We start from the raw sequence: 21,382 nt of genomic DNA, 5'->3' as shown, positions 1-21,382 counted from the left end.
CCAAAATCTGTCACCAGCACCCGCCATAACGCGGGCGGCCTTGTAACGGGGCTGTGAACCACCCACGTCAAATGCCGCTGGCGGCACCAATCGGAGCATCGCTTTGAACAAGGCCCTTGTCGTTATCCTCGCGGCCGTCACGCTCGACGCCGTCGGCATCGGCCTGATCTTCCCGATTCTGCCGGCGCTGTTGCGCGATGTCGGCCACATGACCGAGGTGGCGACCACGCTGGGCATCATGCTGGCGCTGTATTCGGCCTGCCAGTTTCTGTTTTCGCCGATTCTCGGCGTGCTGAGCGACCGCTTTGGCCGCCGGCCGGTGCTGCTGGTCTCGCTGGCCGGCGCGGCGATCGATTATCTGGTGATGGCGTTTGCGCCCGAGCTGTGGATGCTGGTGCTGGGCCGGGCCATTTCCGGCATCACCAGCGCCAATATGGCGGTGGCGACCGCCTATATCACCGATATTTCCACCGAAGAGGAGCGCGCCAGCCGCTTTGGCCTGTTCCATGCCATGTTCGGCATCGGTTTCATCATCGGGCCGGTTCTGGGTGGGTTGCTGGGTGATTTCTGGGTGCGGGCGCCCTTTATCGCCGCCGCTTTGCTCAACACCGCCAATTTTGCCCTGGCGCTGTTCGTGCTGCCCGAATCTCGCAAGGGCCAGCCTGGCGCGCGATTCGATCTTGATACCCTCAACCCGTTCAAGCCGCTGAAATGGGCGCTGACCTTCAAGGCGCTGGTTCCGATGATGGCGATCTTCGTCATCATGAATTTCGTCGGTACCATGTACGGCACCATCTGGGCGCTGTTCAGCGAGGACAATTTTCAGTGGAACGGCATGATGATCGGGCTGTCGCTGGGCGCCTTTGGCGTGTTCCACGCCGGCGCGCAGGCGTTTCTCACCGGTCCGGCCGTGGCCAGGCTCGGCGAGCGCTGGGCGCTGATCGTCGGCATGGGGTGTGAACTGACCGCGCTGGTGATTCTCGGCTTTGCCACGCAGGGCTGGATCATGTTCGCGCTGGCGCCGTTGTTTGCCCTGGGTGGCATCGGCATGCCCGCGCTGCAATCGCTGGTCACCCAGCAGGTGGGGCCGGACAAGCAGGGGCAGTTGCAGGGCGTGCTAGCCAGCCTGGTCAGCCTGGCCTCAGTGTTCGGGCCGCTGTTCTTCAGCTTCGTCTATTTCGGCGTGCGCGGCAGCTGGCCGGGGCTAATCTGGATTATCGGCGCCGGTATCTACCTGCTGGCCCTGCCGCTGATGCTGGGAATCAGGCGCAGCAAGGCGCCGACGCCGGCCCTCGGTGAATAAGTCGAGAAACAGGCGGAAAAGCCCAGAAAACCGGCGAGCAGGCGGCAAACCGCTCTTGCCGGGTCAAATTTTCCAGTCCATTAACAGTTTTGCACCGTCCGGCCTCGTGAGACCCCCGGAAATCCTTGCGTTTCGTCCAGAATCGACAAAGGGTTTCCAGGTATCAGGTCTGCCAAGCGAGGGCGGGCAATTCACGCGAGGAAACGCTATGAACAAGAACGATCTGGTTGGCGTCGTTGCCGACAAGGCGACGATCACCAAGGCACAGGCCGCTGAAGCGGTTGATGCAGTGTTCGAGGCAATCACCGGCTCCCTGAAGGCAGGCGAAGAAGTTCGTCTCGTCGGTTTCGGCACTTTTGCTGTGTCGGCACGCAAGGCTTCGACCGGCCGCAACCCAGCCACCGGCGCCGAAATTCAGATCCCGGCCTCCAATCAGGCCAAGTTCAAGCCCGGCAAGGGCCTGAAGGACGCGATCAACTAAGTCCGATCCTGTATCGGCATGCTGATCGGCCCCGAGCGCTTCGCGCCGGGGCCATTTTCTTTTTTGACGGTTGACGATCCCGGGCAGGGGCCCTAATCAGAGCGCCTTGCAGGGGCGTTTGCCCCAGCGGGCGATTAGCTCAGTTGGTAGAGCGCCTCGTTTACACCGAGGATGTCGGCGGTTCGAGTCCGTCATCGCCCACCATTTTCCTATTTCCCATATCGATGGTGACGTTCCGTCAGCCAGATGCGCTGAACGGCCATTTGGCGGTGTGCGGGCGGTTTTGAACCGTCACATCAAAAAACGCGCATTACCAACTGTAGCGATAGGGCTTTTCCACAGCCCAATCCGCTTTTTTTGAAATTCTGCTGCCGATCCTGCGAAGCTCGCTTGACTTGCTCAGAGGGGGTCGGTAAACGGACCACACGTTGCGCAAACGAGTTGAGTTTGCCGCTGCGGGAGTAGCTCAGTTGGTTAGAGCGCCGGCCTGTCACGCCGGAGGTCGCGGGTTCGAGCCCCGTCTCTCGCGCCACCTTCCCCCTTGAATTTACTAGGGATATGGAATGGTGGCGCTGGGCAGGGCCCGCGTTTTTACCCTTTTCCAAATCCCAAGCTTTCCTGCAGCACGCTGGCAGTTTTCTGGCAGCATGCTGGTGGTTTTCTTGCGGTTTTCTTGCCATTGGTCATTTCCGCGTGAGGCGGCTGTGCTGGTGTGGCGGCGAGCGCATAGTGACGATCCCTATCGCTCGTTCCGGAGCCGCCAAAATGACAGCGCGCAGCATTGCCATTCGTCGGATGAATTTTCGGCCAGCTCATCTGTTCGGCCTGCTGGTCGTGCTGGTGGCGTTCGGGAGTTGGAGCCAGCCGGGCAGGGCGCAGGAAGCGCCGGTGGTGATTCCGCCGTCAGCGACGGATCTCACCGAATCTGGCGCTACGGCGACCGCCGTCTTTGCGGGGGGCTGCTTCTGGGGCGTGCAGGGGGTGTTCCAGCATGTAGTGGGGGTCACCAATGCGGTGTCGGGCTATTCCGGCGGCGCGGCGGAGACGGCGACCTATGAGCAGACCGGCAGCGGCACCACCGGCCATGCCGAGGCGGTGGAGGTCACCTATGATCCGGCTGTAGTCAGCTATGGCGAGCTGCTGCAGATCTATTTCTCGGTGGCGCATAATCCCACCCAGCTCAACTACCAGGGCCCCGATCACGGAACGCAATATCGTTCGACCATTTTCCCGGCCAGTGATGAGCAAGCGGCGACGGCGAAGGCCTATATTGCCCAGCTCGATGCGACCGGGCTGTTCATCGGTCCGATCGTCACCACCATCGAACCGCTGCAGGCATTCTATCCAGCCGAGCAGTACCACCAGGATTTTCTGACCCTCAATCCGACCTGGCCTTATATCGTGGTCAATGACCTGCCCAAGGTCGCGGCGCTCAAGGCGCTGTTCCCCGACGCCTACCGCGACGAACCGGTGCTGGTCGGTACGCTCTAGGCCGGCAGGCTTTGTGGCTGTTCGGCCACGTATTGTTGCTGCCCTATTCTTGCCGCCTGAGGGGCGGCTTTTCGCCGACAAGCTCCAGCCAAATGTGAAACTTGGCGTTTCCGGGTGCTTCCAGTGAGTCGCGATGGGAGCGCCCCAATGACCTCGGACGGAACTGGACCGCGAAAGCCGCGTTTCTCGTCCAAAGGTCCAGCAGCGGGAGGGCAGCGATGAACCTGTTCAAGACGATGGCGCTTGCGGCGCTCGCCACGACCCTGTCGATCGGCACAGCGATGGCCGCAGACATGATCACCGTACCCACCAGCACCCCCGCCGAAATGCCGATCTATGAACAATCGGGATTCGACTGGTCCGGCTTTTATGCCGGCGTCTATGGTGGCGCGCAGAACAGCGCCGTCGGCGGCACCCAATATGGACTCGGCGTGCAGGCCGGCGTGAACGCGCAATTCGACTTCTATCTATTGGGCGCCGAAGTGGCGGTGCATGGGCTGACCGGCGGCAGCGTCGGCGACACCAGTTATGGCCAGATCCTGGGCCGCGCCGGTCTCGTGGTCAGCGATGACGTGCTGGTCTATGCCGCCGGTGGCTATGGCATTGATCTGGGCCCGCCCGATGAACAGGACGTGCTGCTCGGCGGTGGCGTCGAATTCGCCGTGACCGACAGCATTTCGGTCGAAGCGCAATATCTGCATGGTTTTCCACTGAATGGCGGCAGCGCCAAGGATCAGTTCACGGTGGGCGCGAACTTTCACTTCTAAGGCGACTCAAAACCGCCTGCGATTCTCATGGCCCCGCCTCGGCGGGGCCATTTTCGTTGCGTGGGACGGCTGCCGGCAGCTTGACGGCGAGACTCACCCATTGCCCAGATGGCGACACCTTGACGCCCCATCGGGACGCAAGTTCCGTCCAATTTGTATCAAATTGGGCCAATTGCGCGACATTGGCGCAACACCTGCCCCATAATGGTCATTTAGCATTAGCTGCATTGCTGAATTTGGGCGACCAAAGGGTTGTCACGCGCGTTGAGCTGATGCATCTAGTCGGTCGACTACGGTTAACTCTATGGGAGTGCAAGATATGTTTGTACGTTCGCTTTCTCTCGGTGTGGCTGCTGCCGCGCTGCTCGCTGGTGGTGCTCAGGCCGCCGATCTGATCATCCCGACCACCCCGCAGCCGATCTACGAAGCTGCTGGCTTCAACTGGGAAGGTCTCTATGCAGGCGTCCGCGTTGGCGGCCAGTTTGTTGGTGACTCGGTTGCTCCGGGCTACACCGGCTATCCGATCAGCAGCACCTCGGGTGTTCTGGGCGCTGCCGTCGGCGTGAACTTCATCCCCGTCGATCCGTTCCTGATCGGCGCTGAAGTCACCGGTGACTACATCTGGAACAGCGCATTCAGCACCGGCGAATTCTTCGCCAACCTGCGTGCTGGTGCCGTTGTTACCGATTCGGTTCTCGTCTATGCCATCGGTGGTATCGGCACGAACAACCGCACTGGTTCGAACACCGGCGTCTACCAGCTCGGTGGCGGTGTTGAACTGGCTGTGACCGATGCGGTCAGCGTTCGCGCTGAGCTCGTTGGCCAGGGCGACTTCGACGGCACTTCGGACGCCTTCTTTGAAGGTGCCAAGGCCACCGTCGGTGTGTTCTACCACTTCTAAGTTTTGCAATCGGGCAGGGCGGCTTGCCGCCCTCCCGACCTAGCGTCTTGCAAACCCAATTCGGCGAACCAGTTCACTGGTTCGCCGTTTTGCGTTTTGGGGGATGTGGTAAAATTCCGATGTTCTCACAAACTCGGTGTCGTCCCGGCCTTGAGCCGGGATCCATCCTGAGCGGGTTCCCTTGGCATGACCTCAGGATGGGCCCCGGCTCAAGGCCGGGGTGACATCGAGGGTAGGGTGACTACCGTGCTCGGGCCGCTGCCTTGGGTCGGTGCTCATTCCACAATTGTGATGGCGCCGAGCAAGCCATTGCCGCCGTATCCGCCGATTCGACGGGGATTTTGCGGGGGTCGGGCAGAAGTTTATATGATTGCTTCTGTCATGTTTTCTTTCCCTTGAAACCCTCTAGCCAAAGGTCTAAGCCCAAGCCATCGATGTCGCGTTGGTTCGCTCGCCCCAATTGCTTGCGGAACTCTCGCAACCGGCCTCCTTGCCGGACACTGTAAACAGGTTGCCGCATGACTGATTTGCTCAGCGACTATCTGCCGATTGTCATATTCATCGCCCTTGCTGGCGTTATCGGCCTCGCTCTTCTGGTTGCCCCCTTCATTGTGGCTGTCAAGAATCCCGACCCTGAAAAGGTGTCCGCATTCGAGGCCGGCTTTGAAGCCTTCGACGATGCCCGCATGAAATTCGACGTGCGGTTCTATCTGGTGGCGATTCTGTTCATCATTTTCGACCTCGAAGTGGCGTTCCTGTTCCCCTGGGCCGTCGCCTTCCGTGAAGTCGGCTGGTTCGGTTTCTGGTCGATGATGATCTTCCTTGGCGTGTTGACCGTCGGCTTTATCTACGAATGGCGGAAAGGGGCCCTGGAATGGGATTGAGCGAGCAGAACGATACGCTGGTCGCGCCGCGCCCCACGGGCCTCGTCGATCCGCGCACCGGCAAGACCGCCGGCGCTGCCGATCCGTTCTTCACCGATGTGACGGACGAGCTGGCCGACAAGGGCTTTCTGGTTTCGACCGTGTCGCAACTCGTCACCTGGGCCCGTACCGGCTCGCTGATGTGGATGCAGACCGGTCTGGCCTGCTGCGCCGTTGAAATGATGCAGATGTCGATGCCGCGCTACGACATCGAGCGCTTCGGCACCGCGCCGCGCGCCTCGCCGCGACAGTCCGACGTGCTGATCGTGGCCGGGACGCTGACCAACAAGATGGCTCCGGCTTTGCGCAAGGTCTATGACCAGATGCCAGAGCCGCGCTACGTCATCTCCATGGGTAGCTGCGCCAATGGCGGCGGCTATTATCACTATTCGTATTCGGTCGTGCGCGGCTGTGATCGCGTGCTGCCGGTGGACGTCTATGTCCCGGGCTGCCCGCCCACTGCCGAAGCGCTGCTATACGGCATCCTGCTGTTGCAAAAGAAAATCCGCCGCACCGGCACCATCGAACGCTAGGGCCACCCAGATGGATGAAGTTATCCAGGTCGATCCGCTTGTGGACCTCGGCGCGCATATTGCGAATGCCCTGGGCACGGCGGTGCTGTCTCAGGAAGTCGCCTTCGGTGAACTGACCGTGACGGTAGAAAGAGACGAGATCGTGGCGGTTGCCACCTTCCTGCGCGACGACCCGCGCTGCCGTTTCATCAGCTTTGTCGATGTGTGCGGCGCCGATTACCCGGCGCGCGATGTGCGCTTCGAGGTGGTTTACCACTTCATGAGCCCGCATCTGAATCAGCGCATTCGCGTCAAGCTGGCGGCTGACGATGTCACGCCCGTTCCCAGCATCACCGGCGTGTTCAAGGGCGCTGACTGGTTCGAGCGCGAGGCCTATGACCTTTATGGCGTGTTGTTCTCGGGCCATGGCGATTTGCGTCGCATCCTGACCGACTATGGTTTTGACGGCCATCCGCTGCGCAAGGACTTCCCGACGACTGGCTTCGTCGAGGTCCGCTATGACGACGAGCGCAAGCGCGTGGTGTATGAGCCGGTCAAGCTGATGCAGGAATACCGTTCGTTCGAGTATCTGTCGCCCTGGGAAGGCACCGATTACGTGCTGCCCGGCGACGAGAAAGCCAAGCCATGACCGTTGAAGCCGACGTCCGCAATTTCACCATCAACTTCGGCCCCGTGCACCCCTCGGCGCATGGTGTGCTGCGGCTGATTCTCGAACTCGACGGCGAAGTCGTCGAGCGCGTCGATCCGCATATCGGGCTGCTGCATCGCGGCACCGAAAAGCTGATCGAATCCAAGACCTATCTGCAGGCCGTGCCGTATTTCGACCGCCTCGACTATGTAGCGCCGATGAACCAGGAGCATGCGTTTGCCCTGGCCGTCGAGAAGCTGCTGGGCCTCGAAGTGCCGCGCCGTGGCCAGCTGATCCGCGTGCTGTATTCGGAAATCGGGCGCCTCCTGGCGCATCTGATGAACGTCACCACGCAGGCGATGGACGTCGGCGCGCTGACCCCGCCGCTGTGGGGCTTCGAGCAGCGCGAAAAGCTGATGATCTTCTATGAGCGTGCTTCGGGCGCGCGCATGCATGCTGCCTATTTCCGCCCCGGTGGCGTGCATCAGGACCTGCCGCAGGCGCTGATCGACGATATCGAGACTTTCTGCGCCGAATTCCCCAAGGCCGTGGATGATATCGACATCCTGCTGACCGAAAACCGCATCTTCAAGCAGCGCAACGTCGATATCGGCGTGGTGAAGCTGGAAGACGCCTGGAATATGGGCTTTTCGGGCGTGATGGTGCGCGGTTCGGGCGCGGCCTGGGATCTGCGCAAGAGCCAGCCTTACGAATGCTATGCCGAAATGGATTTTGACATCCCGATCGGCAAGAACGGCGACTGCTACGACCGCTATCTCATCCGCATGGAAGAGATGCGCCAGTCGAACCGCATCATGCAGCAATGCATCGCCAAGCTGAATGCGCCGGACGGCAAGGGCCCGGTGTCCTCGCTCGATGGCAAGGTGGTGCCGCCGAGCCGGGGCGAGATGAAGCGCTCTATGGAAGCGCTGATCCACCATTTCAAGCTCTATACCGAGGGCTACAAGGTTCCGGCCGGCGAGGTTTACGCCGCCGTGGAAGCGCCCAAGGGCGAATTCGGCGTCTATCTGGTCAGCGACGGCACCAACAAGCCGTATCGCTGCAAGATCCGCGCGCCGGGGTTTGCGCATTTGTCGGCCATGGATTCCCTGTGTCGCGGCCACATGCTGGCGGACGTTTCGGCCATTCTTGGCTCACTTGATATCGTGTTCGGAGAGGTTGATCGCTGATGGTTGCGCGTCGCCTTGCGGATGAGTCGGTTCAGCCGGCCGCGTTCGCCTTTACCGCTGAAAACGCCAAATGGGCGGAATGGAAGATCGGGCTATACCCGACCGGCCGGCAGCAATCCGCTGTGATTCCGCTGCTGATGCGGGCGCAGGATCAGGACGGCTGGGTCACCCGCGCCACCATCGAAACCATCGCGGACATGCTCGGCATGGCCTATATCCGCGTGCTGGAAGTGGCGACGTTCTACACCCAGTTCCAGCTGCAGCCGGTTGGCACACGCGCCCATATCCAGGTGTGCGGCACCACGCCGTGCATGCTGCGCGGGGCCGAGGCGCTGATCGAGGTCTGCAAGAGCAAGATCCACCACGAGGCGCATCATCTCAATGAAGATGGCACGCTGAGCTGGGAAGAGGTCGAATGCGCCGGCGCTTGCGTCAACGCGCCGATGATCGCGATTTTCCACGACACCTATGAAGACCTGACCGCTGATCGTCTCTCCGAGATCATCGATGCGTTCCAGGCCGGCAAGGGCGAGACCATCAAGCCCGGCCCGCAGGTCGACCGGCTGTATTCGGGCGCCGAAGGCGGCCGGACTACCCTGCTGGAAGCGCCGAGCGCCAAGCGCGAGAAGTTCATTCCGCCGGCGCCCCCGGCTGAGGCGGCTGCGGCAGCGCAGGCGCCGACTACGGCGGCCAAGCCCAAGGATGTGAGCGAAGAATCCGCACCCGCCCTCAAGGGTACGCCCAAGCAGGCCAAGGTTTCCGAGGCCAAGGCCGAGGGTGAGCGCAAGGCGGCGTCGGTCGCGGCCAATGCCAATGGCAAGCCCAATACCGCGATGCGCGAAGGTGCGACGGGTGCTGAGTCGCCGGCCGGCAAGGTCGATGGCGGCAAGGCTCCCAAGAAGAGCCGTACCATCATCGCGCCCAAGGCCAATCGGGCCGAAGTGACGCCGAATGCGGAAAAGGGTGGCGCTGCGCCGCTGTTTACCGCGCCGACCGGCAAGGCTGACGATCTCAAGCTGATCTCGGGCGTCGGTCCGGTGCTTGAGGGACGGCTCAACGGCCTGGGCATCACCACCTGGGCACAGGTTGCGGCGCTGAGCGCTGACGACATCGCCAGGATAGAAGATTCGCTGAGCTTTGCCGGTCGCGTGACCCGTGACAACTGGCTCGGCCAGGCCGCCGCGCTCGCCAAGGGTGGCGAAGCTGAATATATCCGCGTCTTCGGCAAGAAGCCGCGTTAGGAGTATGAAGCGTGCTCGCTGACAAGGATCGCATCTTTACCAATCTCTACGGCCAGGGTGACTGGACGCTCGAGGGCGCGCGTTCGCGCGGCGCCTGGGTGGGCACCAAGGAGTTCATCGACGCCGGCCGTGACTGGATCACCAACGAGGTCAAGACCTCGGGCCTGCGGGGCCGTGGCGGCGCCGGTTTCCCGACCGCGCTGAAATGGACTTTCATGCCCAAGGTCAGCGATGGCCGGCCGCATTACCTGCTGGTCAATGCCGACGAATCCGAGCCGGGCACCTGCAAGGACCGCGATATTCTGCGCCATGACCCGCATCATCTGGTGGAAGGGTGCCTGCTGGCGGCCCGCGCCATGGATGCGCATCTGGCGTTTATCTATGTGCGTGGGGAGTTCATCCGGGAGCGCCAGCATCTGGAGCGCGCCGTCGAGGAGGCCTATGAGGCCAAGCTGATCGGCAAGGACAATATCCACGGCTGGGACCTAGACATCATCGTCCATCACGGCGCCGGCGCTTACATCTGCGGCGAAGAAACCGCGCTGATGGAATCGCTGGAAGGCAAGAAGGGCCAGCCGCGCCTCAAGCCGCCATTCCCGGCAGGCATGGGCGTTTATGGCAATCCGACCACCGTGAACAACGTCGAATCGATTGCCGTGGTGCCGGAAATCCTGCGCCGCTCGGGCTCGTGGTTCGCTTCGCTGGGCCGCGCCAACAATACCGGCACCAAGCTGATGTGCGTGTCCGGCCATGTGAACAAGCCGGCCACGTTCGAAGAAGAAATGGGCGTGTCGTTCCAGGACATGATCGAAAAGCATTGCGGCGGGATTCGCGGCGGCTGGGACAATCTGCTGGCGGTGATCCCCGGTGGTTCGTCGGTGCCCTGCGTGCCGGGCGAGAAGATGCGCCATGCAGTGATGGATTTTGACGGCTTGCGCGAAGTGGGGTCCTCGCTGGGCACCGCTGCCGTGATCGTCATGGACAAGCAGACCGACATCATCAAGGCGATCTGGCGGATCTCGGCATTCTACAAGCATGAGAGCTGCGGCCAGTGCACGCCGTGCCGCGAAGGCACCGGCTGGATGATGCGCGTCATGGCGCGCATGGTCGAAGGCCGTGCCCAGAAGCGCGAAATCGACATGCTGTTCGAAGTGACCAAGCAGATCGAAGGCCACACCATCTGTGCCCTCGGCGACGCTGCGGCCTGGCCCATCCAGGGCCTGATCCGCAACTTCCGTCACGTCATCGAAGAGCGGATCGACCAGTACACATATTCGTCCACCTCCGATGGCGCCGTGCCGTCGATTGCGGCGGAGTAGGGCTGATGGCAAATATCAAGGTCGACGGTAAGCTCGTCGAAGTTCCCGATTACTACACGTTGTTGCAGGCGGCCGAGGCCGCTGGCGCTGAAATTCCGCGCTTCTGCTACCATGAGCGGCTGTCGGTCGCCGGCAATTGCCGCATGTGTCTGGTCGAGGTGAAAGGCGGTCCGCCCAAGCCGCAGGCATCCTGCGCCATGGGGGTCAAGGATCTGCGTCCCGGCCCGAATGGCGAGCCGCCCGAAGTGTTCACCAATTCGCCGATGGTCAAAAAGGCCCGCGAAGGCGTGATGGAATTTCTGCTGATCAACCACCCGCTGGATTGCCCGATCTGCGATCAGGGCGGCGAGTGCGATCTGCAGGACCAGGCCATGGCCTATGGCGTCTCCGGTTCGCGGTTCAACGAGAACAAGCGCGCCGTCGAAGACAAATATATGGGTCCGCTGGTCAAGACCGCGATGACCCGCTGCATCCAGTGCACGCGCTGCGTCCGCTTCACCACCGAAGTGGCCGGCGTTGCCGAAATGGGCGCGATCGGCCGTGGCGAAGACATGGAGATCATCACCTATCTGGAGAAGGCGCTGAGCAGCGAGCTGCAGGGTAACGTGATCGATCTGTGCCCGGTGGGCGCACTGACCTCCAAGCCCTACGCCTTCAATGCGCGTCCGTGGGAATTGGTGAAGACCGAATCCATCGACGTGATGGACGCTGTCGGCTCCAATATCCGCGTCGACAGCCGTGGCCGCGAAGTGATGCGCATTCTGCCGCGCATCAACGAAGCCATCAATGAAGAGTGGATTTCGGACAAGACGCGCTTCGTCTGGGACGGCCTCAAGAGCCAGCGGCTCGACCGCCCCTATGTGCGCAAGGGCGGCAAGCTGCAGGTTACCAGCTGGCAAGAGGCGCTCGGCGCCGTGGCTAACCGTATCAAGAAGGCCGGCAACAAGGTTGGCGCAATCGCCGGCGACCTGGCGGCCGTCGAAGAGATGTACGCCCTCAAGTCCCTGCTGGCTTCGGTTGGCTCGGGCATGACCGATGTCCGTCCCGCCATGTCGGGGATCGACCCGTCAATGCCGCGCTCGGCCTATATCTTCAACCCGACTATTGCCGGGATCGAGGAAGCCGACGCCATCGTGATCATCGGAGCCAATCCGCGCCGCGAAGCATCGCTGATCAATGCCCGCATCCGCAAGACCTGGCGCGCCAAGGGCCTGCCCATCGCCGTGATCGGCGAACGGGCCGACCTGACCTATGATTATGCCTATCTGGGCGAGGGCTTCGAGACGCTGGCCGATCTGGCGGCAGGACGGGGCGAATTTGCCGAAATCCTGTCCAAGGCGCAACGCCCGCTGATCATCGTGGGCGAACAGGCCGTCTCGCATGCCAATCTTGGCAAGCAGGTCGGGCGTGACACCATTGCGCTGGCCGCCAAGATGGCCAGCGGCTCGGCCGTGGCAGAAGGCTGGAATGGCTTTGCGCTGCTGCATAATGCGGCCAGCCGTGTGGGCGGCATCGACATCGGCTTCGTGCCCCATGATGGTGGCGTCTGCTCCGCCGACCAGATCGCTCTGGCCGGCAAGGGCGAACTCGACGTGCTGTTCCTGCTCGGTGCCGACGAATATGACACCAAGGCGATGGGCAAGGCGTTCGTCGTCTATATCGGCAGCCATGGCGATGCCGGCGCCCATCGCGCGGACGTCATTCTGCCGGCGGCGACCTATACCGAGAAGTCGGGGACCTATGTGAATACCGAGGGCCGCGTGCAGATTACCAATCGCGCCGTATTCCCGCCGGGCGACGCCAAGGAAGACTGGGCGATCATCCGTGCGCTGTCGGGCGCCATGGGCAAGCCGCTGCCGTTCAATTCACTGACCCAGCTGCGCGCCGCCATCTATGCGGAATTCCCGCATCTGGCTCGGGTCGACGCCATTGCCGCCGGTAATGTCGCCGATATCGCCAAGCTGGCCAAGGCCGCGATCAAGACCAAGGCCGCGCCGTTCGGCTCGGCCGTTACCGACTTCTATCTCAGCAATCCGATTGCCCGCGCTTCGGCCGTTATGGGCGAATGCGCCGCCACGGCCGCCGGTCTCCGGCAGGCTGCGGAGTAGGGGAGCACAATGGACTTTATTACCACCGCTCTCGACTACCTGCTCGGTATCCCCATTCTCGGATGGGGCGTGCAGGTTGGCATGATCTACAAGGCCCTGCTGGTACTGGTGTGCCTGCTGGTGTTCACCGCCTTCATCCTGCTGGCCGATCGCAAGATCTGGGCGGCCGTGCAGCTGCGTCGCGGCCCCAACGTGGTGGGCCCGTTCGGCCTGCTGCAGAGCTTCGCCGATCTGCTGAAATTTGCGCTCAAGGAGCCGATCATTCCGGGCGGCGCCGACAAGGTGCTGTTCCTGTTTGCGCCGCTGATCACCGCCACGCTGGCGCTGGCCGGTTGGGCCGTGATCCCGTTCGGCGAAGGTCTGGTCATTGCCGACATCAATATCGGCATTCTCTATTTGCTCGCCGTGTCTTCGCTCGGCGTCTATGGCGTAATCATCGGTGGCTGGGCCTCCAACTCGAAATACCCGTTCCTCGGCTCGCTCCGGGCCGCGGCGCAGATGGTGTCCTACGAAGTCTCCATTGGCCTCGTCATCATCACCGTGCTGCTTTGCGTCGGTTCGCTGAACCTCAGCGACATCGTGACGGCACAGTATGAAATGGGCCTGGCCCATATGATCGGCCTGCCGCAGCTGACGTTCCTGAACTGGTTCTGGCTGCCGCTGTTCCCGATGTTCATCGTGTTCTACATTTCGGCCCTGGCAGAAACCAACCGTCCTCCGTTCGATCTTGCCGAAGGCGAGTCCGAGCTGGTGGCCGGTTTCATGACCGAATATTCGGCTACGCCCTACATGCTGTTCATGCTGGGCGAGTACATCTCGATCCTGCTGATGTGCGCCATGACCACCATCCTGTTCCTGGGCGGCTGGACGTCGCCGATCGACCTGCCGCCCTTCACCTGGATTCCGGGCGTGGTGTGGTTCGTCATCAAGCTGAGCCTGGTGTTCTTCATGTTCGCCATGGCCAAGGCCATCGTGCCGCGCTACCGCTACGACCAGTTGATGCGCATTGGCTGGAAGCTGTTCCTGCCGCTGTCGCTGGCCATGGTCATCATCGTTGCATTCGTGCTTCAGCTTACGGGCTGGGGCTGGCATGGAGGGATGGCGTGATGCGTGCCGCCCAGTTCGTCAATACGCTGCTGCTCACGGAGCTGGTGAAAGCCTTTCTCCTGGCCATGCGCTATTTCTTCTCGGCCAAGCCGACGATCAACTATCCCTTTGAAAAGGGGCATGTGAGCCCGCGGTTCCGCGGTGAACATGCGCTGCGCCGCTATCCCAACGGGGAAGAGCGCTGCATTGCCTGCAAGCTGTGCGAAGCCATTTGCCCGGCGCAGGCCATCACCATCGAAGCCGGCCCGCGCCAGAATGACGGCACCCGCCGTACGGTGCGCTATGACATCGACATGGTGAAGTGCATCTATTGCGGCTTCTGTCAGGAAGCCTGCCCGGTGGATGCCATCGTGGAAGGCCCGAACTTCGAATTCGCAACCGAGACGCGTGAAGAGCTGTATTTCTCCAAGGAAAAGCTCCTCGCCAACGGCGACCGTTGGGAGCGCGAAATCGCGGCCAACCTCAGCGCCGACGCGCCGTATCGCTGAGAGGAATAGAGCATGACCCTTCCACTATTCTTCTTCTACCTGTTCTCGGCCATCGCCATCGTGGCGGCCGTTATGGTGATTTCGTCCCGGAACCCGGTGCATGCCGTGCTGTTCCTGATCCTGACGTTTTTCAACGCGTCGGGCCTGTTCATGCTGGCCGGTGCCGAGTTTTTGGCGCTGATCCTGATCGTCGTCTATGTCGGCGCGGTCGCGGTGCTGTTCCTGTTCGTCGTCATGATGCTCGACGTCGATTTTGCCTCGATGCGGCAGGGTTTCCTGCAATACGCGCCGGTGGGCATGGTCGTCGGGCTGATCCTGCTGCTGGAGCTGTTGCTGCTGGCGGGGAGCTTCGTGATTTCGCCGGAAGTGGCCGGCGCCACGGTGCTGCCGATTGATGGCGGCGTCGATAATATCCGCGCGCTGGGGCAGGTGCTCTATACGCGCTACGTCTTCCTGTTCCAGGGGGCCGGGTTGGTGCTGCTGGTGGCCATGATTGGCGCCATCGTGCTGACGCTGCGTCACAAGAGCAATGTGAAGCGCCAGAATCCCATCGCTCAGGTCGGCCGCAAGCCGTCCGAGACGCTGGAAGTCGTCAAGGTCAAGAGCGGTCAAGGGCTGTAGGAGGCAAACATGGGCTTGGGTATCGGGCTCGGTCACTACCTGACCGTAGCAGCAATTCTGTTCACGCTCGGCGTGTTCGGCATCTTCATCAACCGCAAGAACGTCATCGTCATTCTGATGTCGGTCGAGCTCATCCTGCTCGCGGTCAATCTCAACATGGTGGCGTTCAGCGCCCAGCTCGGCGATCTGCAGGGGCAGGTCTTCGCGCTGCTGATCCTCACCGTGGCTGCTGCGGAGGCCGCTATCGGCCTCGCCATTCTGGTCATTTTCTACCGCAACCGTGGCTCCATCGCGGTTGAAGACGTCAACATGATGAAGGGCTAAGAACCACCGCTATGATTCAAGCGATTGTTTTCCTGCCCCTCGTCGGCGCGCTGGTCGCGGGGCTGCTGGGCCGTACCATCGGCCACCGCACGAGCGAAATTATCACCACCGGCCTGCTGCTGATTGCAGCGGTGCTGAGCTGGGCCGTGTTCCTGCCGGTCGCCTTTGGCGGCGGGCTGGTCGATGGCGACGGCGGTGTCCTCAAGGTTGAGGTGATGCGCTGGATCCAGGTCGGTGACATGGATCTGCGCTGGGTGCTGCGGGTCGATACGCTGACGGCGATCATGCTGGTGGTGGTCAACACCGTGTCCAGCCTCGTGCACGTCTATTCCATCGGCTACATGGCCGACGATCCGCATCGCAGCCGGTTCTTTGCCTATCTGTCGCTGTTCACCTTCGCCATGCTGATGCTGGTGACCGCCGACAACTTCCTGCAGATGTTCTTTGGCTGGGAGGGCGTGGGGCTCGCGTCCTATCTGCTGATCGGCTTCTGGTACACCAAGCCGTCGGCTACCGCCGCCGCGATGAAGGCCTTCGTGGTCAACCGCGTGGGTGACTTCGGCTTTGCGCTGGGCATCTTTGGTGCCTTCATGGTGCTGGGCAATATCACCTTTGACGGCGCGTTTGCGGCCGCCGGGGCGTTTGCCACCGAAGGCCTGCCGGTGATGCGGTTCCTCGCCTGGGACGTCGACGCGATGACCGTGGTGTGCCTGCTGCTGTTCATGGGCGCCATGGGCAAGTCGGCACAGTTCCTGCTGCACACCTGGCTGCCGGACGCCATGGAAGGCCCGACCCCGGTGTCGGCGCTGATCCATGCCGCCACCATGGTGACGGCCGGCGTTTTCATGGTGGCGCGTCTGTCGCCGCTGTTCGAGACCTCGCCAGTGGCGCTGACCGTGGTCATCATCATCGGTGCCATCACCGCGTTTTTCGCGGCGACGGTTGGCCTGGTGCAGAACGACATCAAGCGGGTGATCGCCTATTCGACCTGTTCGCAGCTCGGCTACATGTTCGTGGCGCTGGGGGCGGGGGCTTATTCGGCCGGTGTGTTCCACCTGTTCACCCACGCCTTCTTCAAGGCGCTGCTGTTTTTGGGCGCCGGCGCGGTGATCCACGCCATGCACCATGAGCAGGACATGCGGAACATGGGCGGCCTGCGCAAGAAGATCCCCATCACCTATGCCATGATGCTGATCGGCACGCTGGCGCTGACCGGCGTGGGTATTCCGGGTACGGATTTCCTCGGCTTTGCCGGCTTCTTCTCCAAGGACTCGATCATCGAAGCGGCTTATGCCGTTGGTGGCAATACCGGCATGTTCGCCTTCTGGATGCTGGTGGTCGCGGCGCTGTTCACGAGCTTCTACTCGTGGCGCCTGATCCACCTGACCTTCCACGGCGCACCGCGTCCGGCCACGCATGCTCATGATGAGCATGCCGAGCCCGACACCCATGCCCAGCATGGTTCGGCCTATGACCATGCCCATGAGGCGCCGGCTGTGATGCAGCTGCCGCTCTACGTGCTGGCTCTCGGGGCGGTGCTGGCGGGTGCGGTGTTCTACGGCATGTTCTTTGGTGACGTGGCGCAGGTCGAGCAGTTCTTTGCCGGCTCGCTTGTGGTCGACCACGAGATCATCGAAGCGGCGCACCATGTTCCCGTCTGGGTCAAGTGGAGTGCCACGGTGGCCATGGTGCTCGGGTTCGTCACGGCCTGGTTCATGTATATCAGCCGCCCGGAAATGCCGGGTCGGCTGGCTGCCACCAATCCGGGGCTGTACAAGTTCCTGCTCAACAAGTGGTATTTCGACGAGCTTTACGACGCGATCTTCGTTCGCCCGGCTCTGTGGATCGGACGCGCCTTCTGGAAGGGGTTCGATGACTGGCTGATTGACGAGAAGCTCTCGGAGGGCCTTGGCCGCCGCGTGCAGAACGTGACCTCCTGGGTCACCAAGCTGCAGTCCGGCTATGTCTATCATTACGCCTTCGCCATGCTGATCGGCGTGGCGGCGCTGCTGACCTGGGCCCTGACGGCCGGGGGACTGATCTGATGAACTTTACCAATAGCATTCTCACAGTCCTCACCTGGTTGCCCTTCGCGGGCGCAGTGGTGCTGCTGTTCACGCCGAAAACCTCGGAGAACGCCATCCGCTGGATGGCCCTCATCGTCACCGTGATCACCTTCGGGCTGTCGCTGGCGATGTGGCAGAGCTTCGATGCGTCCAATCCGGGCTTCCAGTTCGTCGTGAACAATCCCTGGATCGGCGACACCATCGGCTATCGTGTCGGCGTGGACGGCATTTCGGTGCTGTTCGTGGTGCTGACCGCCTTGCTGATGCCGTTCTCCATTCTGGCGAGCTGGGAGATCAAGGATCGGGTCAAGGAATACATGATCGTATTCCTGATCCTCGAGACGTTGATGATCGGCGTGTTCACCACGCTCGATCTGGCGATGTTCTACGTGTTCTTCGAAGGCACGCTGGTACCGATGTTCCTGATCATCGGGATCTGGGGCGGCTCCGCCCGCATCCAGGCCAGCTACAAGTTCTTCTTCTATACCTTTGTCGGCTCCGTGCTGATGCTGCTGGCCATCATGGCCATGTATTGGAGCGGCGGCACCACCGACATCATCAAGCTGCTGAACCACCAGTTCCCCAGCTCCTGGCAGCCCTGGCTGTGGTGGGCGTTCTTCGCCTCGCTCGCCGTCAAGATGCCGATGTGGCCGCTGCATCGCTGGCTGCCCGAAGCTCACGTGCAAGCGCCGACCGCCGGCTCGGTGATCCTGGCTGCCATCCTGCTCAAGCTGGGCGGCTACGGCTTCCTGCGCTTCAGCCTGCCGATGTTCCCGGAAGCCTCGGCACAGTTCGCCAATATCATTTTCTTCCTGTCGGTTGCCGCCATCATCGTGACCTCGCTGGTCGCTCTGGTGCAGACCGACATGAAGAAGCTCATCGCCTATTCGTCGGTCGCTCATATGGGCTTCGTCACCATGGGCATCTTTGCCGGCAACGCGCTGGGCGTGCAGGGTGCGCTGTTCCAGATGATCTCGCACGGTATCGTGTCGGGCGCGCTGTTCCTGTGTGTCGGCGTCATCTATGACCGCATGCATACCCGCGACATTGCCGCCTATGGCGGGCTGGTCGAGCGCATGCCGAAATATGCCCTCGCCTTCATGGTGTTCAGCATGGCCAATGTCGGCCTGCCGGGCACCTCGGGCTTCGTCGGTGAATTCCTCACCATGATCGGCGTGTTCCAGGTCAATACCTGGGTCGGCTTTGGCGCTGCCTTCGGCGTGATCCTGTCGGCCTGCTATGCGCTGTGGTTGTATCGTCGCCTGATTTTCGGTGCACTGACCAAGGAAAGCCTCAAGGGCATTCTGGACCTCAATCTGCGCGAGAAGGTCATGCTGTATCCGCTGCTGATATTGACGGTGGTGTTCGGGTTCTACCCGGCGCCGATCCTCGATACGACGGCAGCGGCGGTCAACAAGCTGGTCACGCAGTATGCCACCGTTACCGGGACCGACCCGGCGGTTGCGCTGGCCGATGCCCAGGCCCCCCTTGCCCATGCCGAACCGGCTGCCGCTGCTGAAGCGCCGGCCACGCCTGCTGCCCACTAGGAGAGTCCCGTGAACTCAGACGTTATGGATTTCGCGAGCCTGGCTCCCGCCTACCCAGAATTGCTTCTGGCCGTCGGCGCAGTGGTGCTGCTGCTCATCGGTGTGGTGATCAACAAGGAACGCTCGCTGCTGGTGTCGTATGGCGCCGTGGTGCTGCTGCTGGCCGCTGCTGCCCTGATTCTGTTCATTCCGGCGGACGGCGTGCTGTTCAATGGCGTGTTTATCGCCGACAGCTTCGCCCGTTACATGAAGGTGCTCGTGCTGGGTGGCTCGGCGTTCTCGCTGCTGCTGTCGCTCCCCAATGCCGAGGCGCAGGGGACGCACAAGTTCGAATATGCGGTGCTCATTGTGCTGGCTTCGGTCGGCATGCTGGCCATGGTTTCGGCCAATGACCTGATGAGCCTGTATGTCGGCATCGAGCTGCAGTCGCTGTCGCTTTACGTCCTCGCCGCCATTAAGCGCGATGACGGCCGGGCGACTGAAGCGGGCCTCAAGTATTTCGTGCTCGGCGCGCTGTCCTCGGGCATCCTGCTCTATGGCGCCTCGCTGCTATACGGCTTTACCGGCCATACAAATCTGCAGGAAATCATCCTGGCCATCGCCAGCGAAGGCCGCTCGATCGGGCTGATCTTCGGCGTGGTGTTCCTGCTGGCCGGCGTGGCCTTCAAGATCTCGGCCGTGCCGTTCCACATGTGGACGCCCGACGTTTATGAAGGCGCGCCGACCCCGGTCACCGCCTTCTTCGCGACCGCCCCCAAGGTGGCCGCCATGGCGCTGCTGATCCGTCTGGTCACCGACACCTTCCAGGGCATTGCCGGTGACTGGCAGCAGATCGTCATCTTCCTGTCCATTGCCTCGATGGTGCTGGCGTCGTTCGCGGCCATCGGCCAGCGCTCGATCAAGCGGCTGATTGCCTATTCCTCGATCGGTCACGTCGGTTTTGCGCTTGTCGGTCTGTCGTCGGGTACGCAGGGCGGTGTCGAGGGCGTTGCCATCTACATGGCGATCTATGTCGCCATGACCATCGGCATGTTCGCCTGCATCCTGTCGCTGCGCTCGGACAAGGGCTTTGTCGAGAATATCGACGATCTGGCCGGCGTCGCCCGGACGCGCCCCTTCGTCGCGGCTGTCATGGCGGTGATGATGTTCTCGCTGATCGGCATGCCGCCGCTGGCCGGGTTCTTTGCCAAGTGGCACGCCTTCCTCGCCGCCATCGACGCCCAGCTCTATGTGCTGGCGGTGATCGGCGTGCTGGCTTCGGCCATCAGCGCCTTCTACTACCTGCGCATCGTCAAGCTGATGTATTTCGATGAGCCGGTACAGGAGTTCGAGGCCGTTCCGGGTGAGCTCAACATCATCATGGGGCTGACCGGCTTTGCCATTGTTACCTACTATTTCACCATCGGCAGCCCGCTTGCCTCTTATGCACGCGTTGCCGCCGGAAGCCTGTTCTAGGTGAGCGACTTCGCCCTCGGGCCCATAGCGCGCACAGCCGGATACCGGCTGCGCGGGTTTGACAGCATTGGCTCGACCAATGCCGCGGCCCTCGAAGCTGCTGCCGCCGGTGATGCCGGCGGCATCTGGTTTGCCGCCCGCCAGCAGACGGCCGGGCGGGGCCGGCGCGGACGCGCCTGGGAAAGCCCGCACGGCAATCTGGCCGCGACGCTGCTGATCGTTCCCGAGGCCGATCCGACTCTGGCGGCAACGCTGGGATTCGTCGCCGGCGTCTCGCTCAACCGGGCGCTCTCGGCGATTCTGCCGGGTGGACTGGTCAAGATCGGTATTGATGGCGCGGACGGGCTGGGCGGGAATTCCCGCATTGCGCTCAAATGGCCCAATGATGTGCTGGCAGATGGCAGCAAACTGGCGGGTATTCTGCTGGAAGCCAGCAAGCTGCCCGATGGCCGTCAGGCCATTGTCATCGGCTTCGGCGTCAATGCAGTTGCCGCGCCGCAGGGTTTGCCCTATCCAGCGACCAGCCTGGTCGATCTGGGTGTCAGCCGAACGGCTGAAGATGTCTTCGAAGCGCTTAGCGACGCCTGGGTCGAGGTTTTCGGCCTGTGGAATGATGGTCGTGGCGTGGGTGATGTGCTGAAACACTGGCGCGCTTCGGCTGCCGGGATCGGTGCACCAGTCGCCGTCAATCAGAACGGCGAAGTGCTGCGTGGAATTTTTGAAACCATCGACGATAGCGGACGACTCATCGTCCGTGCCGACGACAACCGTCGCATCGCCATTACCGCGGGCGACGTTCATTTTGGGGCAACGGCCAGCGCCCGAAGCTGACCACAACAATTGCGCAGCGACCGGCGACCAATGATCGCCTTGGCGTTGCGCGCGAAAG

20 protein-coding genes and 2 tRNA genes are annotated in these 21,382 nt (G+C 62.0%); all 22 read left to right on the top strand.

All coding sequences use genetic code 11. The annotated features are described in order from the left end of the window. Window positions 1–103 precede the first annotated feature (103 nt). The 22 genes from tet (at window position 104) to ACX3OZ_RS00345 (ending at window position 21,324) form a co-directional block, all read left to right on the top strand. A complete protein-coding gene (gene tet / locus ACX3OZ_RS00450; protein WP_459095385.1) occupies window positions 104–1,303 on the top strand; it encodes a Tet(A)/Tet(B)/Tet(C) family tetracycline efflux MFS transporter in 1,200 nt (399 codons plus the stop codon). A gap of 208 nt (window positions 1,304–1,511) precedes the next feature. Beyond that, the gene (locus ACX3OZ_RS00445) at window positions 1,512–1,784 is read left to right on the top strand and encodes an HU family DNA-binding protein (RefSeq protein WP_046140229.1); all 273 of its coding nucleotides are present in this window, start codon (window positions 1,512–1,514) and stop codon (window positions 1,782–1,784) included. Between the two features lie 128 nt (window positions 1,785–1,912). After that, window positions 1,913–1,988: transfer RNA gene (locus ACX3OZ_RS00440), tRNA-Val, on the top strand. Window positions 1,989–2,239: 251 nt separating this feature from the next. Beyond that, window positions 2,240–2,316 (top strand) — tRNA-Asp (locus ACX3OZ_RS00435). 233 nt (window positions 2,317–2,549) lie between these two features. Beyond that, window positions 2,550–3,275 (top strand): peptide-methionine (S)-S-oxide reductase MsrA, encoded by a 726-nt coding sequence (gene msrA, locus ACX3OZ_RS00430; protein ID WP_459095455.1) that lies wholly within the window; start codon window positions 2,550–2,552, stop codon window positions 3,273–3,275. Between the two features lie 218 nt (window positions 3,276–3,493). After that, window positions 3,494–4,042: an outer membrane protein gene (locus ACX3OZ_RS00425; RefSeq protein ID WP_459095456.1), complete on the top strand. Its 549-nt coding sequence runs from the start codon at window positions 3,494–3,496 to the stop codon at window positions 4,040–4,042. Between the two features lie 319 nt (window positions 4,043–4,361). Beyond that, entirely contained in the window at window positions 4,362–4,943 is a 582-nt protein-coding gene (locus ACX3OZ_RS00420; RefSeq protein ID WP_459095457.1) for an outer membrane protein, read from the top strand. A gap of 518 nt (window positions 4,944–5,461) precedes the next feature. Beyond that, complete coding sequence (locus ACX3OZ_RS00415; protein WP_459097206.1) at window positions 5,462–5,827, top strand: NADH-quinone oxidoreductase subunit A; 366 nt, start codon at window positions 5,462–5,464, stop codon at window positions 5,825–5,827. After that, complete coding sequence (locus ACX3OZ_RS00410; protein WP_459097205.1) at window positions 5,818–6,399, top strand: NuoB/complex I 20 kDa subunit family protein; 582 nt, start codon at window positions 5,818–5,820, stop codon at window positions 6,397–6,399. Before ACX3OZ_RS00415 ends, ACX3OZ_RS00410 begins: the two co-directional genes overlap by 10 nt. A 10-nt stretch (window positions 6,400–6,409) precedes the next feature. Beyond that, the gene (locus tag ACX3OZ_RS00405; RefSeq protein WP_459097204.1) at window positions 6,410–7,027 is read left to right on the top strand and encodes an NADH-quinone oxidoreductase subunit C; all 618 of its coding nucleotides are present in this window, start codon (window positions 6,410–6,412) and stop codon (window positions 7,025–7,027) included. After that, window positions 7,024–8,217: an NADH-quinone oxidoreductase subunit D gene (locus tag ACX3OZ_RS00400; protein ID WP_459097203.1), complete on the top strand. Its 1,194-nt coding sequence runs from the start codon at window positions 7,024–7,026 to the stop codon at window positions 8,215–8,217. Before ACX3OZ_RS00405 ends, ACX3OZ_RS00400 begins: the two co-directional genes overlap by 4 nt. Further along, window positions 8,217–9,458, top strand: a complete 1,242-nt coding sequence (gene nuoE / locus ACX3OZ_RS00395) for an NADH-quinone oxidoreductase subunit NuoE (RefSeq protein ID WP_459097202.1) — start codon at window positions 8,217–8,219, stop codon at window positions 9,456–9,458. The genes ACX3OZ_RS00400 and nuoE overlap by 1 nt, the downstream gene beginning before the upstream one ends. Before the next feature lie 11 nt (window positions 9,459–9,469). Then, window positions 9,470–10,777, top strand: a complete 1,308-nt coding sequence (nuoF, locus tag ACX3OZ_RS00390) for an NADH-quinone oxidoreductase subunit NuoF (protein ID WP_459103625.1) — start codon at window positions 9,470–9,472, stop codon at window positions 10,775–10,777. Between the two features lie 5 nt (window positions 10,778–10,782). Continuing rightward, window positions 10,783–12,885: an NADH-quinone oxidoreductase subunit NuoG gene (gene nuoG / locus ACX3OZ_RS00385; protein WP_459097200.1), complete on the top strand. Its 2,103-nt coding sequence runs from the start codon at window positions 10,783–10,785 to the stop codon at window positions 12,883–12,885. 81 nt (window positions 12,886–12,966) lie between these two features. Next, a complete protein-coding gene (gene nuoH / locus ACX3OZ_RS00380) occupies window positions 12,967–13,992 on the top strand; it encodes an NADH-quinone oxidoreductase subunit NuoH (protein ID WP_459097215.1) in 1,026 nt (341 codons plus the stop codon). Further along, window positions 13,992–14,480 (top strand): NADH-quinone oxidoreductase subunit NuoI, encoded by a 489-nt coding sequence (nuoI, locus tag ACX3OZ_RS00375; RefSeq protein ID WP_459097214.1) that lies wholly within the window; start codon window positions 13,992–13,994, stop codon window positions 14,478–14,480. The genes nuoH and nuoI overlap by 1 nt, the downstream gene beginning before the upstream one ends. A 12-nt stretch (window positions 14,481–14,492) precedes the next feature. After that, on the top strand, window positions 14,493–15,101 hold the full coding sequence (locus tag ACX3OZ_RS00370) for an NADH-quinone oxidoreductase subunit J (RefSeq protein ID WP_459097199.1): 609 nt from the start codon (window positions 14,493–14,495) through the stop codon (window positions 15,099–15,101). A gap of 15 nt (window positions 15,102–15,116) precedes the next feature. Then, window positions 15,117–15,425, top strand: a complete 309-nt coding sequence (gene nuoK, locus ACX3OZ_RS00365) for an NADH-quinone oxidoreductase subunit NuoK (protein WP_459097213.1) — start codon at window positions 15,117–15,119, stop codon at window positions 15,423–15,425. A gap of 11 nt (window positions 15,426–15,436) precedes the next feature. Beyond that, complete coding sequence (gene nuoL, locus ACX3OZ_RS00360) at window positions 15,437–17,470, top strand: NADH-quinone oxidoreductase subunit L (RefSeq protein WP_459097198.1); 2,034 nt, start codon at window positions 15,437–15,439, stop codon at window positions 17,468–17,470. After that, complete coding sequence (locus ACX3OZ_RS00355) at window positions 17,470–19,038, top strand: NADH-quinone oxidoreductase subunit M (RefSeq protein WP_459097197.1); 1,569 nt, start codon at window positions 17,470–17,472, stop codon at window positions 19,036–19,038. Before nuoL ends, ACX3OZ_RS00355 begins: the two co-directional genes overlap by 1 nt. A 9-nt stretch (window positions 19,039–19,047) precedes the next feature. After that, window positions 19,048–20,493: an NADH-quinone oxidoreductase subunit NuoN gene (gene nuoN, locus ACX3OZ_RS00350; protein ID WP_459097196.1), complete on the top strand. Its 1,446-nt coding sequence runs from the start codon at window positions 19,048–19,050 to the stop codon at window positions 20,491–20,493. Continuing rightward, window positions 20,494–21,324 (top strand): biotin--[acetyl-CoA-carboxylase] ligase, encoded by an 831-nt coding sequence (locus ACX3OZ_RS00345; RefSeq protein WP_459097195.1) that lies wholly within the window; start codon window positions 20,494–20,496, stop codon window positions 21,322–21,324. Window positions 21,325–21,382 lie beyond the last annotated feature (58 nt).

The sequence above is a fragment of the Devosia sp. A369 genome (assembly GCF_054489345.1).
This window is presented reverse-complemented; position numbering and strand designations above follow the sequence as displayed.

What these genes read in the sequence shown, in the direction of transcription:
- msrA (WP_459095455.1), top strand. Translation starts at nt 2,550, where the DNA reads ATGACAGCGCGCAGCATTGCCATTCGTCGGATGAATTTTCGGCCAGCT.
- nuoH (WP_459097215.1), top strand. Translation starts at nt 12,967, where the DNA reads ATGATCTACAAGGCCCTGCTGGTACTGGTGTGCCTGCTGGTGTTCACC.
- ACX3OZ_RS00370 (WP_459097199.1), top strand. Translation starts at nt 14,493, where the DNA reads ATGACCCTTCCACTATTCTTCTTCTACCTGTTCTCGGCCATCGCCATC.
- ACX3OZ_RS00410 (WP_459097205.1), top strand. Translation starts at nt 5,818, where the DNA reads ATGGGATTGAGCGAGCAGAACGATACGCTGGTCGCGCCGCGCCCCACG.
- ACX3OZ_RS00445 (WP_046140229.1), top strand. Translation starts at nt 1,512, where the DNA reads ATGAACAAGAACGATCTGGTTGGCGTCGTTGCCGACAAGGCGACGATC.
- ACX3OZ_RS00415 (WP_459097206.1), top strand. Translation starts at nt 5,462, where the DNA reads ATGACTGATTTGCTCAGCGACTATCTGCCGATTGTCATATTCATCGCC.
- nuoI (WP_459097214.1), top strand. Translation starts at nt 13,992, where the DNA reads ATGCGTGCCGCCCAGTTCGTCAATACGCTGCTGCTCACGGAGCTGGTG.
- ACX3OZ_RS00355 (WP_459097197.1), top strand. Translation starts at nt 17,470, where the DNA reads ATGAACTTTACCAATAGCATTCTCACAGTCCTCACCTGGTTGCCCTTC.
- nuoL (WP_459097198.1), top strand. Translation starts at nt 15,437, where the DNA reads ATGATTCAAGCGATTGTTTTCCTGCCCCTCGTCGGCGCGCTGGTCGCG.
- nuoE (WP_459097202.1), top strand. Translation starts at nt 8,217, where the DNA reads ATGGTTGCGCGTCGCCTTGCGGATGAGTCGGTTCAGCCGGCCGCGTTC.
- ACX3OZ_RS00405 (WP_459097204.1), top strand. Translation starts at nt 6,410, where the DNA reads ATGGATGAAGTTATCCAGGTCGATCCGCTTGTGGACCTCGGCGCGCAT.
- nuoG (WP_459097200.1), top strand. Translation starts at nt 10,783, where the DNA reads ATGGCAAATATCAAGGTCGACGGTAAGCTCGTCGAAGTTCCCGATTAC.
- ACX3OZ_RS00425 (WP_459095456.1), top strand. Translation starts at nt 3,494, where the DNA reads ATGAACCTGTTCAAGACGATGGCGCTTGCGGCGCTCGCCACGACCCTG.
- ACX3OZ_RS00420 (WP_459095457.1), top strand. Translation starts at nt 4,362, where the DNA reads ATGTTTGTACGTTCGCTTTCTCTCGGTGTGGCTGCTGCCGCGCTGCTC.
- ACX3OZ_RS00400 (WP_459097203.1), top strand. Translation starts at nt 7,024, where the DNA reads ATGACCGTTGAAGCCGACGTCCGCAATTTCACCATCAACTTCGGCCCC.